Source organism: Robbsia andropogonis, assembly GCF_000970345.1.
Classification (GTDB): Bacteria; Pseudomonadota; Gammaproteobacteria; order Burkholderiales; family Burkholderiaceae; genus Robbsia; species Robbsia andropogonis.
On the sequence record NZ_LAQU01000001.1, the window covers coordinates 156195 to 171348 of the forward strand.

The 15154-nt window shown below is 63.5% G+C and carries 11 protein-coding genes and 2 pseudogenes; 4 read left to right on the forward strand and 9 right to left on the reverse strand.

The window, feature by feature from the left end; genetic code table 11:
• Nucleotides 1-25: 25 nt before the first annotated feature.
• A complete protein-coding gene (locus tag WM40_RS27515) occupies nucleotides 26-958 on the reverse strand; it encodes a MarR family winged helix-turn-helix transcriptional regulator (protein ID WP_052738095.1) in 933 nt (310 codons plus the stop codon).
• 694 nt (nucleotides 959-1652) lie between these two features.
• A complete protein-coding gene (locus tag WM40_RS00705) occupies nucleotides 1653-2024 on the reverse strand; it encodes a hypothetical protein (RefSeq protein ID WP_046151862.1) in 372 nt (123 codons plus the stop codon).
• Here WM40_RS00705 and WM40_RS00710 point away from each other — a divergent pair.
• Nucleotides 2023-2934 carry an EcsC family protein gene (locus tag WM40_RS00710; protein WP_046151863.1) on the forward strand — a complete coding sequence of 304 codons (912 nt, stop codon included), beginning with the start codon at nucleotides 2023-2025 and terminating at the stop codon, nucleotides 2932-2934. The genes WM40_RS00705 and WM40_RS00710 overlap by 2 nt on opposite strands.
• On the opposite strand, the pseudogene WM40_RS27520 reads toward WM40_RS00710, so the two are convergent.
• The 3 genes and pseudogenes from WM40_RS27520 to WM40_RS00725 all read right to left on the reverse strand — a co-directional run bounded on the left by WM40_RS27520 (nucleotide 2897) and on the right by WM40_RS00725 (nucleotide 5925).
• A pseudogene (locus WM40_RS27520) lies at nucleotides 2897-3963 on the reverse strand (alpha/beta hydrolase). The gene WM40_RS00710 and the pseudogene WM40_RS27520 overlap by 38 nt on opposite strands.
• A 400-nt stretch (nucleotides 3964-4363) precedes the next feature.
• On the reverse strand, nucleotides 4364-4519 hold the full coding sequence (locus tag WM40_RS29810; RefSeq protein ID WP_157685642.1) for a hypothetical protein: 156 nt from the start codon (nucleotides 4517-4519) through the stop codon (nucleotides 4364-4366).
• A 200-nt stretch (nucleotides 4520-4719) separates the two neighbouring features.
• On the reverse strand, nucleotides 4720-5925 hold the full coding sequence (locus WM40_RS00725) for an amino acid aminotransferase (RefSeq protein WP_046151865.1): 1206 nt from the start codon (nucleotides 5923-5925) through the stop codon (nucleotides 4720-4722).
• A 513-nt stretch (nucleotides 5926-6438) separates the two neighbouring features.
• Here WM40_RS00725 and WM40_RS31010 point away from each other — a divergent pair.
• Together WM40_RS31010 and WM40_RS31015 are read left to right on the forward strand one after the other, a co-directional pair.
• Nucleotides 6439-6630 (forward strand): annotated as a pseudogene (locus WM40_RS31010) (PadR family transcriptional regulator); the annotation flags it as partial.
• A gap of 414 nt (nucleotides 6631-7044) precedes the next feature.
• The gene (locus tag WM40_RS31015) at nucleotides 7045-7863 is read left to right on the forward strand and encodes a siderophore-interacting protein (RefSeq protein WP_046151984.1); all 819 of its coding nucleotides are present in this window, start codon (nucleotides 7045-7047) and stop codon (nucleotides 7861-7863) included.
• 146 nt (nucleotides 7864-8009) lie between these two features.
• Here WM40_RS31015 and WM40_RS00735 read toward each other — a convergent pair whose 3' ends face one another.
• The 4 genes from WM40_RS00735 to WM40_RS00750 are packed head-to-tail and all read right to left on the reverse strand — an operon-like array spanning nucleotide 8010 to nucleotide 14497.
• Nucleotides 8010-9332 (reverse strand): hypothetical protein, encoded by a 1323-nt coding sequence (locus WM40_RS00735; RefSeq protein WP_046151866.1) that lies wholly within the window; start codon nucleotides 9330-9332, stop codon nucleotides 8010-8012.
• Complete coding sequence (locus tag WM40_RS27530) at nucleotides 9329-11641, reverse strand: SpoIIE family protein phosphatase (RefSeq protein WP_052738098.1); 2313 nt, start codon at nucleotides 11639-11641, stop codon at nucleotides 9329-9331. Before WM40_RS27530 ends, WM40_RS00735 begins: the two co-directional genes overlap by 4 nt.
• Nucleotides 11638-13539 carry a hypothetical protein gene (locus WM40_RS00745; protein ID WP_157684950.1) on the reverse strand — a complete coding sequence of 634 codons (1902 nt, stop codon included), beginning with the start codon at nucleotides 13537-13539 and terminating at the stop codon, nucleotides 11638-11640. The genes WM40_RS27530 and WM40_RS00745 overlap by 4 nt, the downstream gene beginning before the upstream one ends.
• Complete coding sequence (locus WM40_RS00750) at nucleotides 13442-14497, reverse strand: hypothetical protein (RefSeq protein ID WP_046151867.1); 1056 nt, start codon at nucleotides 14495-14497, stop codon at nucleotides 13442-13444. The genes WM40_RS00745 and WM40_RS00750 overlap by 98 nt, the downstream gene beginning before the upstream one ends.
• Here WM40_RS00750 and WM40_RS00755 point away from each other — a divergent pair.
• Nucleotides 14496-14978 (forward strand): ATP-binding protein, encoded by a 483-nt coding sequence (locus WM40_RS00755; protein ID WP_024902577.1) that lies wholly within the window; start codon nucleotides 14496-14498, stop codon nucleotides 14976-14978. The two genes, WM40_RS00750 and WM40_RS00755, sit on opposite strands and share 2 nt — an antisense overlap.
• Nucleotides 14979-15154: the final 176 nt, after the last annotated feature.

Below are 15154 nucleotides of genomic sequence, written 5' to 3' on the forward strand. Positions count from 1 at the left end.
GCGATTCCTCATCCATGGTCCTCCGTCAATTCTTCGATGCGCTGACGCGCGCCCGTTGGTCGCTGCTCGACCATTGCGCAAAGCGGTGCTCAACCTGATTCACCAGCAAGAACAGGAATTCGAGGACCGGACCGCTTGCCACCGCGTCCTGAAGACGACGATGAAACGCCGCGATCTGGGGCGTGGCATCGTCGATCAACTTGCGGCCTTGATCCGTCAGGCATAGGTTGTTCAACCGGTTGTCCCGCGCATCCGGCTCGCGATTGATCGCTCCGCGTCCGTTTTCCAAGCCCTGACAGACGCGCGTCAATGCACCGGCGTCGATACCCAGCGTGCTGACCAACAGCTTCTGCGGGTGCTCGTCCTTCCAGTCCGACATGCACTTCAGCACACGCCATTCGGGTGCCGAAATCTTCTGCTCGTTATGGCCGCACAAGCCGGTGGTATAGTCGCGGCTCAAACGATTGCAGGCCTGTGCGAGGTCGTTGCACAACTCGTCCAACGAAAGCGCCCGTGCAACACCGGTCTCCACAGGAGGTTCCGCGGCCGTCCTGGCATCCGCGGCACGGGTGCCCAGGATCACGCCCCGCGCCAGCTCGATCACGTCCTGCAGCGCGATCGACCCACGGGCCAATGCCTCCCGGCGCACGGCAACCGCATCGATCGATCCGGCCCGCTCCCCTTCGTTGACACCGCTATCAGACACACCGTTGGCGACAGTTTCGGGACGCCGCCCCTCGGCCGCATCACCAGACTGGTCAGTGACAATGCCGGAAATGGTGTCGAAGGCAGCGTTCAACGCATCGATTTGCTCCGATGTCAGCGACTTTCGGGCAATTGCCGCCACAGGTGCCGGCGTCCATGCGGTTTCATCCTCACGCTGCTGCATACGGTTCATTCCATCGAAAATACTGCGCCCTGGCGCATCGATTACGTCGCCGATAAAGTTTCCACTCACGTTTCCTGTCTCCTATCCCGATTTCCGGACCAGCCGGCGCGCCACCAAACCCATCGGCCCGCCTTGACCCTACCAACCCTTATCCTCACCGCACAAAGCCGCCTCCGGTGGCGCTTCGCATAAAGCGGGCGCACCTTCTTTTTAATTCGTCATCCTGGAAATTATTATGTAATCCGAATTGTCTGATTGACATTTCGCGACCATTCCACGACATCCATTACAGCACTGTCGCCATCCGGTGACTGCGGCAGCGGTTGCCGCTACCAGCAGCACGCTCATGTCGCCAAAGACATATCAACACCATGCGCAACCGTCGTATCACGTGTGTGTCGCGGCCGGCATCAGATAACGCCTTGGCAATGCCATGCCGGAAGCCGACCTTCTTATCCTTCAAGAAAACGATTAAAAAGAGATGACCCGACACGTCCGCCACGGCCCTGTTATCCGGTCACCACCACACACGCATCGGACATGCTCAACGCTTTTCGACGCGGTAAAGACAGGTTCGATTACCGGACCATTATGCCCAGCCCGCAACCGTTGCGCGACCAGCCAAGTCTCATCTTTTTGATCCACCAAAATTTGCAGAGTGGACTATTGCGCCGGTCTCCTCGACATCGCTAGCTAACTACCAGATGCCGATATCTCATCAATGACGCAGGAAACATATACATTGCCATGCACTTGACATCATTCATCGCCAACTGACTACGTTCCCGTGCCATCCGACGCGGTCGGGCAGCTCTAGTCGGGTAACGATCCGGCTGTTCGTGATGCTGCCTACTGTAATACAGACAACCAATGGCGTGACAAGCGCACCCGCATTTCCGGGCGGCGAACCGAAGCCCCCTTGAAAGAACGCCACCCGCATGATGGCGGTATTTGCGATCGACGCCAGCGAAAACGGGTGACGCCCCGAAGGCGTCAACGAGACGGCGGAAGCCAGGGATCGTGATGTCCGGTCTAACCGTAAGGACGACAGGCCGTGGTGATGAACACGCAGTATGATCGAGAGAGTCGCACGCACGTTGCGCTCGCAAACATGCCCATGGTACGGACACGTCATGATTGATTCGGTATCGGATTCGCCTCTTCCCACAGCGCTCGCACCCGCCGATCTGGCACAACTGCGCGCCGCGCGCCAGACGCTAGAAAATCCTGGCTTGGCGGTCAAACTTGCCTCGGCGATGGGAGCACCCATAGAAAAATTGCTTGGCCGCTTGCCAAGGTTCGCCGGTCGCGTCGTCAACGACGCAACCAGCCGTGCGTTGCAAACTTGCCTGTCACTCGCGATCCGTACGATTCGTGCGCCGCGCACTGAAGAACTGGCCTTCACCATCGATGAAACCAATACGGTGACGCCTGTCGTGCCGACCGAAGTGGTGACGGACGGGAATGGACGGGACGGCAAGCGCAGTCGTCGGCTGCATCAACTCGCGGTGGCCGCCACCGGGGCGGCGGGCGGCGCGTTCGGCATGATCTCGCTGCCAATCGAGTTGCCGGTTACCACGACCCTGATGTTCCGCTCGATCGGGGACATCGCCGCCCGGCACGGCGAGGACATCCGTCGCGCGGAAGTACAGTTGCAATGCCTGACGGTGCTGGCCATGGGCGGCCCGACGGCAGCCGACGACGATGCGTCGTATGGCTATTTCATGGTGCGTGGCGCGATGGCGCAGCAGGTGGCGGCCGCCACCGCGGAACTGGCGGCCCGCGGCGCCGGTGGTCACAGCTCGGCGCTGGTTACCAAGCTGTTGCACTCGGTCGCCGCGCGGTTTTCGGCGCAGGTCAGCGAACAAGCCGCCGCCAAAGCAGTCCCGGTGGTCGGCGCCGTGTTCGGCGCGGCCATCAACACGATCTTTATCGCACATTTCCAGGACATGGCGCATGCACACTTCACCGTGCGGGCGTTGGAGCGGCAATACGGTGAAGAGGCCGTCAGGCTTGCCTATTCGGATGTGTATGACCTCGGATGAACTGCGCGGCGCGCACCAATGCGCGACGCGCCTCGGGCAGCACCGGCGCAAACATCTGCCAGGCATGGGGCACGCCGCACGTGATCTCGAGCGTGACATTGACGCCCGCCTCCCGCGCACGCTCGGCCACGCGACGCGCGTCATCAAGAAGCATCTCCACGTCACTCGCCTGGATCAGTAGCGGCGGCAAGCCATGGAAATCACCATATAGCGGGGAAATCCGCGGATCACGGGCATCCAGGCCCCCGGCACCTAACACGAGCGCCGTGGCATCGTGCAGGCCCTGGGCATCCATCAGGACATCGGTGCCGGCATGCGATTCGAGCGTCGCACCGGTCAATGCCAGGTCGGTCCACGGCGAAAACAATACCGCTGCCGCCGGCATCGGTTCGCCCGCATCACGCAACGCCTGCAACAGCGCCAAGGCCAACCCCCCGCCTGCGGAATCTCCCGCTACGACAATCTGATCAGCCGGCTCTCCCGAATCGCGCAAGGCGTGCCACACGCGCAAGGCGTCATCCAGCGCGGCGGGTGCCGGATACTCCGGGGCCAGTCGATAATCTGGCGCACACACCCGCGCCAATCCGCGGCGCGCCAATGTACAGGTAATGGCGCGGTGGGTTCGCGGGGAACAGAAAAATATCCGCCGCCGTGCAGGTACAGCACCACGCGACGTGTGGTCTTCAGCAATCGGGGCGATGCCGTCGTGATCCATTCACCAGGCACGCGGCCTGGCGTGGACAGGACCGGTGCAGTCGCGATAGCCGGCGGTGCAGTGGCCTTCGGAGCCGAGGCCGGTAAACCGTCCGCAGGGGTCGACGACGATACCCGAGATGGCGTTGACGCCGCGTCGGACGCCTTGACCGTCAGGTCTTCCATCTCACGAATCACCCAACCAGTGGCAGGTCGCGCCGGCCAGATCATCTTTTCAGCGCCTTGCCGCACGCGCACCGGGTCCAGCGGGGAATGTCGCAACGCGCGCACGCGGCGACGCAAAAACCAACTCAATAGCCCGTTCTGCCAACTCATTGCGACAACCGTCCTTTTTTTCGCCCTGCTCGTCGATCGGCATCCATACCGCACTGTCCGGCCCTCACCGCCACGGTCACCCGCGACGGCGCCGCCGCGCGCCATGCAAGACGATAGCATTGCCGCACTGTTCGCTTTCAGGCAATGGCTCGTTTCCGAATCTCACGGCATATGGGCCGCGGCAAGCTTCTACAATATGCAGGCGAGAAGGAGACCTCCGTTTGAGGAGGTGTCCGGTCCTTTGGCGCGGCCTGACGGCCGCGCTTTTTTTTCGCAGCCGTAAAAAAAGAAAAGGGGCTTGTCGGCAGGCGACATCCCCTTTTTTCGCAACGCCACGTGTTACCCGACCCGTGCTGATGCGGCATCCGCCGCGTGCCGCTTCCGGCGCGGCCCGTGTCGATCAACGCTTGGCGCTTTGCTGCGCCATCGCATCCACAACAACCTGGCAGAGTTGGAGATGTTGCCGCAGCGCCAAGCGCGATTGCGCGCCTACGTAGGCCAGGCTACGGGCGAACACGTTATTTTCACGAATCAGGAATTTTGCAATGGCGGTCATGATGGCATCCTCTGACTTAGGGATATTACCTAGGGATTACCCCTAGTCTAGTCAGTCAACCGCCACATTGCAAGTTGTCGGATTCTTTTGGCGCATCCTGAGCCGCGAAAGATGCACCGCCTCTATCCATTCACCGTCAGTTCAACACCGATACAACGCCATGGCGCGGGATTTATACAACAGATGGCACCGGCCGCAGCTCAGGCGTGCCGATCGCGCAACACCTGCGCGAAGCTTTCGCCCACGTAACCGACATTGTCTTCGCTGAGGCCCGCGACGCACATCCGGCCCGAACGGATCAGGTAGATCGCAAATTCATCGCGCAAACGGTCCACCTCCGCCCCCGTCAGGCCGGTATAGCTAAACATGCCGTTCTGCGTCACGAAATAACTGAGGTCGCGGTCCGGTAATCGCGCCTTTAACTCGGCATGCAGCCTGTCACGCATTGCGCGAATCCGATCACGCATCGGCGCCACCTCGGCTATCCAGCCGGCGAACAACGCCGCGTCATTCAAGATCGTCGACACCAGCGTGCCACCGTGTCGCGGCGGGCTGGAGTAATTGCCGCGCACCGTTGCCTTCAGTTGACCCAGCACGGCATCGGCTGCCACCGGGGTTTCGGCCACGACCGACAAACTGCCTACCCGCTCGCCATACAATGACAGGTTCTTCGAGAAAGACTGCGCGACGACGATTGGCAAGCCGGCATCCGCCATCATCCGCACCGGGCCCGCATCCTCCTCGATACCCATGCCAAAGCCTTGGTAAGCCATATCCAGGAAAGGGATGACGTTGCGCGCCTTTAATACGTCGGTGACCTGCGCCCACTGCACCGGCGATGGGTCGACGCCGGTTGGGTTGTGACAGCACGGATGCAGCAACACGATGCTTTTCTCGGGCAACGCCGCAAGCGTGGCCAACATCGCATCGAAACGTAGACCACCGGTTGCTGCGTCATAGTACGGATAGGTATGGACCTTGAAGCCCGCCGCGCCGAACAGCACGACATGGTTGTCCCACGTCGGATCGCTGACCCATAGATGGCTCTCGGGGAAATAGCGCCGCAGGAAATCGGCGCCGATCTTCAATGCGCCGGAACCGCCAACGGTCTGCACTGTCGCGATCCGCCCTTCCCGCAGCGCGCGCTGGTCGGCACCGAAAATCAGGCGTTGGGCCCCGGTCCGATAACCGGCCAGCCCTTCCATCGGCAAATAGACCTGCGGTACCGGCTGCGCATCAATGCGATGCTGCGCCTCACGCACACAGTCCAGCACGGGAATACGGCCAGCCGCATCGTAATACAGCCCCACCGACAGATTGACCTTGCGCGCGCGCGTGTCGCGCTCGAAGGTTTCGATCATCGACAGGATGGGATCGCCTGCATAGGCGTCGACGTGCTGGAACATTCCGTTTCTCTGATGGGTGCGCGAGGCGTAAGTCTAGCGTGTTTGCGCGCCCTAGGCGCGTATAAAGTCCCTTCTGACCATCCCGTTGATAACGCATTCGTTGACATTGCAATGTTATCGATATATCTTTTCGATATCCTCTTTAGATATATCGAAATGAAACCATTCCTTCACCCCTTTTTTCGCGCCTGGGGGCCGGTACGCGCCCGGGATGATTTTCCTGGCGGCGGCGCGGGTGACTTACGCCCGCACGGGGCCGGCCTCGGGGGTCGCGGCCGTCGAGGCCGTACCACGCGCCTCGACGGCGCGGACGGTATCGAGCGCGCGACCTTTTCACCGGCGGACATGCCGCATGGCGGCGGACATCACGGTCACCATGGACACGGCGGGCGGCATGGCCCCCGCGACGATGATGCGTGGCGCAAGGACAAGGACGCCGAGGGACGCGGCGGTCGAATCGGGCGGCATGGCGAAGGTGGTCGTGTACTCGGACGTGGCGAGCTGCCGCTGGTGATGCTCGCGCTGCTGGTGGATACGCCGCGTCACGGCTATGAAATCATTCGGATCATCGAAGAACGCACGCGGGGCGGTTACGCACCCAGCGCAGGGGTGGTCTATCCCACGCTGACAATGCTGGAAGAACAATTGTGGATCGCGGGACTCGGCGCCGACGAGACCGGCAAGCGGCGTTTCCTGGCCACCGAGTCGGGGCGGATCCACGCCACGGCGAACGACGGCCTGATCCGCGGCGCGTTCGCACGCCTGGACATGGTGGCGCGGATGCGGGCCCGCGAATCCCTGCCGCCCCGGGTGCGCCAAGCGATGGAAACACTGAAACAGGCGCTACTCGCGCCCGGCGCACGCTGGGACGATGCCGAGGCCGATCGCGTCGCGGCGGAAATCGAACGCGCTGCATTATTCATCGTCGACCCGGGTAGCTCGCCGTTGCATAGCCGAACCGCATCGGCCATCGGCGAATCAACGACCGTCACGACGGCAGCCCTCGACACGTCGACCGCGCGGCCCGCCGAGCCTGTCGCCGATCACCCTGCCGACCCTGCTGCCGAGGCGCCCCATGTCCCCGCGGACCGTTTCCTCCCGCAACGGGTAAGGCACACATTGTCGCGCCGCCTGCTGCAGGTAAAACGCGTGACACATGTGACGCGGCATCTCGTACGCATCACGCTCACGGGGGATGACCTGCCAGGCTTCGTCAGTGCATCGTTCGACGATCACGTGAAGGCTTTTTTTCCGCGCGAAGGCGAGGACACGCCCCGCATGCCCGATCTGAGCGATCTGAAACGGCGGAGCGACGATCCCACGCAACGTCCAATCGCCCGGGATTACACGCCGCGCCGCTACGATCCGGCGACCAACGAGCTCGATATCGAATTCGTTCTGCATCACGGACATGACACGGACGACCATGCGGACACGGCACACGTTTCCGACGAGGGTCGGGCTGCACGGTGGGCGGCACAGGCGAAGCCGGGCGACCTGCTCGGTATCGCGGGACCGCGCGGCTCCTTCGTCGTACCGGACACGTTTGACTGGTACCTGCTGGCAGGCGACGAAACGGCGTTCCCCGCCATCGGCCGTCGTATCGACGAATTGCCGGGACATTGCCAGGCTTTCGTCTTTGTAGAAGCGAGCACGCTCGAGGACATACCGCAGTGGCCCGCGCGGCCGAACGTGCGTGTCGTGCCGGCGCTGCGCGGCAATGCCCCGCCCGGTACAAGCGATGTATTGTTGCGGACTGTTCGCGACACGCCGCTGCCAAAGGGGGTCGGGCATGGCTGGGTCGCGGCCGAGTCCGGTGCGGCCCGCGCCGTGCGTCATCATCTGATCGACGCGCGCGGCTTCGACAAACAACATGTGCGGGCGGCAAGCTATTGGCGCAACGGCGCCAGCAACCAGCATGAATCGCTGGACGACTAGGCGCGTGCCGATGTGCCGATGTGCCGATGTGCCGATGTGCCGATGTGCCGATGTGCCGATGTGCAGTGTGTCACGCGCACCGCGGTACGGTGATAAGTGAACGTGCCATCGTCATCGACCCCGGGCACCATGTGGCGTCGCTACGATCAGTGATCCGTTGTACCGTGGAGCCCTGAATTGTCCACCCCGTCGGCGCCGTCATCCACGATCTGCACGTCGTCCAATAAAGATAATGGTGGTATCTGCCGAAGCCGGCGGGCCACGGCGATATCCAACTGCAATGGCCCTTGCGGCAACGCCTGCCACGCGGCTTGCCGCGCGTTGGCATGCAGCGGCATCACCCCGCTCGGCGACGGTTGCCCTTCCCGCATCATCTGCAATGCCAGCCGCGCCGCCATCGCCGCTGCGGCCTGGGGTAGCGGCATCACGCGCAACAGGCATCGTCCCGGCATCGCCTCGCGCGGCAACGCATCCGCCGCGCAAAACGTCCCAATGCCGGCGGCCAGGGCGGCACGGGTCACTGTCTCCGGGGTCCGCCCATCGACATAGAGCAAACGCACCCCCTTTGCACGCCAGTACGCCACGGCGCTGTCGAGCGCGCCGTCCGCCATGACGACCTCAATGCCCTCCGTCGCATCCGCAAGCATGCCCAACGCCGATGTCGTTTGCCCCGATGTGCTACCTCCCACCAATGACCTCTTCTGCAAAACGCCGATGCCTGTCATCGGTTCCCCTCGCCAATAGCCGATGCGCAGCGGCGCCTGATGCGGTAGGTAGCGGCGCGCCCACTGCCATTGCATCGCTTCGGACGGACCTGCGATGACACCACCGATCGCGTAGTGTGCCTTGGTCTCGCGCGCCTTATCGATGACACGCCTTGCCGTGACCTCGTCGACGTCGCTGAAGACAACGCGGACGTCGCCGCGCGGCGACGCATTGGCCCGGTCACCTTGCGTGGCCGCCTCACGCTGCATTACCGTGCTGACAGCACCGGTCGCGCAGGCACCTATCGTATAGACCACGGCGGGCTGCGTACCGCGCCGCTGCAAGGCGTTGGTGACCGTCACGTCACAACCGGCTTCGCGATCGTTCGTGGGCAGCAATACCGCATCGACTTCTGGAAAGAAATTGGCATCGGTCAACGCATCATGGAAGGCCTGCGCCTTGGCCGCGGCCGCCGTACTGTCCGGTCGAATGATCATCACCGTCGGAAAAGCCGCCGCGCGCGACGTGTCAAACAGTCTTGATCCATTGTCCTCCCGACGTAATGCCGGCACGGCACCCTGCCGGAATAACAACGCCACGCCAGGCCGCAGCAAGCGTGGCATCTCTTGCAACAGCCCGACCCATGCCACAGGCGGCGCCAGTTTCCACCACACGCCGGCAATCAACAACACCGCGCCAGCCAGCGTGATCATCATGCGACGCCACCAGTGGCTGCCACGCCGCGATGGGACCGAACGCATCATCGCGCCTCCTCGTCGTTCCAGGCGAGGGCGACACACGTAATATCGTCGGCTTGCGGCACGCCGTCCGCAAAGGCATGAACCGATCGCAACACGGCGTCGGTGACATGGGCCGCAACGCGCATCGCCGAAGACGGCGGCGCGCCACCGGTTGCGGCTACGTTGTCAAGAACGGACGCATCCACGAGTCGTGCAACGCCCACCGCCGCAATCACCGTATCCCGCAAGGCATTGTCACCATATAGGGCCTCGGCGTGGTCGCATGCCTCGGTAACGCCATCGGTGTAAAAGAAAACGATGTCGCGCCGGTCAAGGATCTCCCGGTGCTGCGTGTAGCACGCCTCGGACGACGCGCCCAGGGCCATTCCTCTGCCTTGATCGAGCCAGCGTGCCTCATCGGGCACCGCACGGTTCAGCCACACCGGGAAGTTGTGCCCGGCATTGGCATAATCGAATGTCCTGGTTTCGAGATCCAACACGCCGAAGAACAGCGTGACGAACATGCAGTGGGGATTGTCTTCGCACAACAATGCGTTCAACCGCGTCATCACGGCAGCCGGCTCCGGCGTCAGGCCCGCGATGTTCTTCAGCAAGGATCGCGCGACGGCCATGAAGAACGCGGCCGGCACGCCCTTGCCCGATACATCGGCAATGACGATCGCCAGATGCCGGTCGTCGAGCATGAAGTAATCATAGAAGTCGCCGCCAACTTCGCGCGCAGGTTGAATCGCCGGCGCCAGCGCCAGTCCGGCGCGACCGCATGCGGCGGGAAGTCGCTGTGGCAGTATCGACATCTGCATCTGCTGCGCGATCAGCAGTTCCTGGCGCAATGCGGCGAATCGCACTTCCTGCACCAGCGCCGCCTCTCGCTCCGCAAGCAGGCCACGCAACCGTTGATGCTGCTCGCACACCAGACGCGTCATCTGGGTCAGCACCGCGGCAAGGTCAATCAGCGAATCCGATGGGGCTTGCAGCGCATCGAGGGTCCGCAGGATCGCCGCGCGGTCCCCCTCGTCGAGCGTTGCCGCCAGCGTACGCAGTTGCGCCCGCATCAACTGGCCCTGTTGCGCAACGGCGCGCGCGCGTTCATCACGTAACGTCTGCAACGCCGCCAGCTCGGCATGCAAGGCGGTGGCGGCCCGCACGATGACGCCGGCCTCGTCATCACGATCGCGGTCGACATCATCGAGATGCACATCGCTTCGACCATCGGCCACGCGTCGCAAGCCGGTCATGGCCCGTCGCAGCGGCGCGAAAATCACGGCAAACGATCCGCGCAATCCCACCCCAAAGCCGATCGTCACCAACACGACCGCGATGAAAAATACCATCCCGAACGCACTGCTCCGATATCGGTCGACACGGGAAATCGGGTCGTCATCGACGATCGCGCCGGTATCGATTGGCGCGACATCGGCCGATGCGAGCGCCGCCCCGCCCGTGCGCCAGACAAGCCAGCCGATCTGCCTGTCGTCGGCACCCGTCACCGGCAACGCCGTTTGCCAATAATGACGCCCATCGACTGTCACGCGCCGGACCTCGGCGCGGTCACGGTGCATCACCGGCCATTGCGCGTCCGCTGGCCATCCAGGACGCATCGCGATGGAAAGGGGCGCGCCGCGAATACCGCGCATCGCACTCACCGACGGGACGGCATCGTCACCAGGCTGCGCTTCCTGGGTGCCCATGGCGGCAGCGGCGCGCTCGACCACGCCACCATGGAGATTCACCAATGCGACGTCTCCACCTATGCCGCGTTGCAATCGTTCCAAGGCGGGGGCGGCCGACACGACCGTCGCCACGTCTCGTACGGCGGCGAGCGGTGGCGATCCCGGCAAGGACGATGACGACATCGGGCCGGTATCGATGCAGTCGGACCACCCATAATGTGCACCATCAAGCGCACGCAGTAACGCGGGACCCGTACAGCCCAATGCCTCGGCGGCCGTCGCACGTTCGTCATGCCAGCGACGTGCCAGCAACGCAAGCAACACCGCGCTGTCACCTGCATCCTGCCCCGTCAACCGGTCCTCGATTTGCGACCAGGTGGGGAAGTGGCCCGTCTCGTGCCATGCGCCCCAGTCCGCAAGCCGGCGCCACGGCAGCGGCCCGCCGGCTGCGGCGCCCTCTTCCCGTACATGCGCCACGCCAGCCCCGCGCAATACCGGTGCCGCGGAAAACTTGCCGAAAACAACAAGGCAGAAGCCGATCACCAGCACTGTCATCCATGCGGCGCCCAGCAAGGCGATGCCGGTCACGGCAAAGACATCGCGTTCGATACGCGTGCGGGATGCCCGTGATCGCCCCTTCATGGTGGCCCCGAATGGATACCGTTACCGTCACCGTTATCGCCGTCGTAGACGGGTGTGGACGTGCAACGCACTGGCGCACGCGGGCGCAAAGCAATCGATCGGCGAGCCGCGCGCTGCCACGGACTGGCGACCGCCTGCCAACGCCACGCCTGCACAGCCGCCATCATCGGCAAACACGTCAGTGCCAACACGGTCACCGCGAATGGCCAGCCCGATACCACCATGCAACTCAAGCCCGGTCCAACGATCAGCGCGCCCACCGCGACAGCCGCGATCACATCTCGCCTCGCCCTTATTCTCGCCCGCATCCGTGGCTTGCAACCACCGTCTCCGGCACGCGGGAAAAGAGACGACGTGCCGCATGCGTCCTTTCCCGCATGCGGGTACGGCCTGGACGCCACATCCTCGAGGTCACGCACGTCACAAACGTCAATGTAGACCGGGTCATGCCGCGTGATGTCATGTACGCACCATGTGCAGGACACGGCCTCGCGCAACAGGTATCCCACCATGACTAATATCGTTGCTGGCAAAAGCGCCGCGGGCCAATCCAACAGCGCCGGCCACATACGCACACCCATCAACGACGCGACCGCCACGCCGATCCACAGCGCGATCCCGCTGGCATGCATGCCGAATGACGCCGCGCCGGCCTCGACATCCGGTGTCGCGCGTGCCGGCAACGCCGTCGTTTGAAGGAGCGCCTCAATCGGGGAAACGTCGTGCACGGTCCGGTCCACGGCCCATAGCCGATGCAGCCCCCATCCCGCAGCGAGGCAAACGACCGCGTACGCGCCGAACATAACCGACGCGCCGACCTGTCCCAGCAAGCCAGCCAGACTGCCCGCGCCAATGCCGCATAGGAGGGCGAACCATCGCGTCTGCGCGCCAACCGGTACCACGATGCGCGTGGTGACCGTTCCCTGCGCGAATGCCGCGCCGCCGGCCGCATTGGAAAGACACGCCGCGCGAAGGGGAGGCCATGCGGGGTCTGTCTCGGTGCGATCGAGGATGCCGGATCGTTCGCGTAGCGTATGCCAACGCGCCGTGACGCGTTGTACCGCACGCGCGGCAATACGCGCCCGATCGACATCATCCGCCGCGTCCGCGGATACCGCGGCCAGGAACCCGCCACGTCCTCCCACGCGCCAGAGCGTCCGATAATCGTCGTGCAGCAGCGCATCGATCATCCGGCTCGTAACCGCGTCGCGCACCATGGGGCCCGACCACCACGCATAACGCCATGCGGCGAGACACAGGATTGCCATTGCGCCGCCGAACCAGAACAGCGGCATCCAAAACGTCCAGTCACGCGGCAACGCCGATAGCACGATCGCACCGGCACCCTGCACAGGCATCGGCGATAAACTTCCCTGCACATATGCAACGACATGCCCCCCCGCGTCATCGACCGGCATCGACACGACAAATGCCGGCGAGGCCGGCATCCTCGGCGCGTCGGATAGCCAGGATGATCCCAACTCCGCACCTGCCGGATCGACGATGCGTATCGTCATGCCGGGCTGATCCTGGACCCGCTCCCGCAATTGCATCGATAGTCCCGCGATTTCGCCCAATGGCGCGATCCGCGACGCCACCATGCTTTCACGCGCCACGGCGGTCACCACCGCTTCGAGACGATGCTGCCGCAGCGCCTGCAAGCCGATACGGCGCTGTGCCGCGCTGTCGATCAGTACCGGTATCGCGATCGCCGTCCCCAACGCCAACACCGCCGTCACAAACGTGGCAACGGCAAGGCCCTGCCAACGGCCGGTGCGTGCCCGGGTGAAGGCACGGTTATCAGAGGGGATCATCGGTGACGCCCGGTAGTTCCACCATTGCATGCGCCAACGCATGTTGGCGCCGATATGCGCGCGACCACGCGGCGCGCCATCCATCGGTCATCACCTGCTGCCGGCGTGCACGCCACCACGCGCCGGCGGACACGACCAATGACAGCAGGCCTGCCGCTAAAAGGTATCGGATCACCCAACGCCAATGGCGGATGAACGCCGCGCCGTCCGTGTCACGAAGGCTCGCCGCCTCATGCCAGAGGCCACTTTCGGCCGTATCCACACCGATGACGGCGAACGCCACGCCCCGGCCGAGCGCATCGCGTACAGGTTCGCCAATCAGGCGCTCTCCCGCATGCACGATGGACCACGGCGATATGGCCCACGCCTCCGGCGAGCGTCGGTAGACATCGTCGTGCGCCGCGCCGCATGGCACCTGTCCCACCGAGGCGCGGCCACTCGTCAGAATGCACTCCATCGTGCCCGCATCGCCGCCCGTACCTCCGTGCATCGCATCACGTACGGGCGCGGGCAAGATGCCGCCCGTGCCCGTGGTATCACTTCCCGCACGGATGACGCCTTGCAAGTCCACCAGCGCAATCCAATGCAGTGACGTCTCATCCTCGTACGCCCGGGCCAGCACCGCCGGAACTCGCGAGAACGTCGCATTGTCCGCATCCATTGCCGATGGATCGGTTACAGGCATGTCCTGGCGCTCGACCGCATGCACCGCCCCCGCCTTTCCCGTCGCTGGCATGGGCGGCGTCGACGATGTTATCGACGTGAATATCGGGTCCCATGCCGTGAAGCGACCGAGACGCTCGGCCACGGACGCCAATGTCAGCCGCGCGCGTGCCTGTGCCGTCGCCTCCAGTACACCTTGATCGTGTGAACGCAACATGGCCGACATGACACTCACCGCCGTGACGGCGCACAGCAACGGCACACCGAACAGCGCCAGCCAGCCAGCCAGAACGCGCACCGCGCGTCGAGAGGAGAAAAAATGCGTGGTGTCGATGAACGTGAAGCGGCGCGGCCGCGTGATGCTATGGTGACATGACATGAAAGACCCGATTCCGCCCTTTCCGTTCCTACCGGCCGAAAGCATCCAGCCCTGCGCCCCGGTTTTTCATCTGTGCACGGTTGCAACGATCGACGAAACGGCACGCTGCATCCGCGCATTGCACGAATGGCTCGACGCTAGGTCACCGGGGTCGCGCCATGGGTTCCACGCCGCGTTGATCATCGACGAGCTGCTGCACAATGTGTCAATGCACGGACAACGATCCGCCGACGATGACCCGGGCAACCACACATGTTTCGCGCTCTGGGTGACCCCCATGGGAACGGGTTTCGCGATCAGGCTTCATGACAATGGGATCGCCTTCGATCCGCTGACGGCGCGGCCGGCACGCGTGACCCCGCCGTCACTCGACGATCCGATGGGGGGCTTGGGACTGGTGCTGGTGAAGCGGTTGTTGCACGCGGCGCATTATCACGTGCAAAACGGAGAAAATCGCCTTTTCATCCTCGTCTTGCCCTAGCTCAGGCCAAGCTGCTCGTCTCACCGAAGCACCCCGTGAGATGCTTACCGAACAGCATTCCAATTATCAGAAACGTCTCTTGTCATGTCCGTAAATTCTTAAAAGTTGCGTAACAAACCTTGCGTATCTGGCAGTATATCGACGTGAATCCTCGCGAATGCCAGATGTCTCTCAAC

What these genes read in the sequence shown, in the direction of transcription:
- WM40_RS00710 (WP_046151863.1), top strand. Translation starts at nt 2,023, where the DNA reads ATGATTGATTCGGTATCGGATTCGCCTCTTCCCACAGCGCTCGCACCC.
- WM40_RS00705 (WP_046151862.1), bottom strand. Translation starts at nt 2,024, where the DNA reads ATGACGTGTCCGTACCATGGGCATGTTTGCGAGCGCAACGTGCGTGCG.
- WM40_RS29810 (WP_157685642.1), bottom strand. Translation starts at nt 4,519, where the DNA reads ATGACCGCCATTGCAAAATTCCTGATTCGTGAAAATAACGTGTTCGCC.
- WM40_RS00725 (WP_046151865.1), bottom strand. Translation starts at nt 5,925, where the DNA reads ATGTTCCAGCACGTCGACGCCTATGCAGGCGATCCCATCCTGTCGATG.
- WM40_RS00735 (WP_046151866.1), bottom strand. Translation starts at nt 9,332, where the DNA reads ATGATGCGTTCGGTCCCATCGCGGCGTGGCAGCCACTGGTGGCGTCGC.
- WM40_RS27530 (WP_052738098.1), bottom strand. Translation starts at nt 11,641, where the DNA reads ATGAAGGGGCGATCACGGGCATCCCGCACGCGTATCGAACGCGATGTC.
- WM40_RS00745 (WP_157684950.1), bottom strand. Translation starts at nt 13,539, where the DNA reads ATGGATGGCGCGCCGCGTGGTCGCGCGCATATCGGCGCCAACATGCGT.
- WM40_RS00755 (WP_024902577.1), top strand. Translation starts at nt 14,496, where the DNA reads ATGAAAGACCCGATTCCGCCCTTTCCGTTCCTACCGGCCGAAAGCATC.
- WM40_RS00750 (WP_046151867.1), bottom strand. Translation starts at nt 14,497, where the DNA reads ATGTCATGTCACCATAGCATCACGCGGCCGCGCCGCTTCACGTTCATC.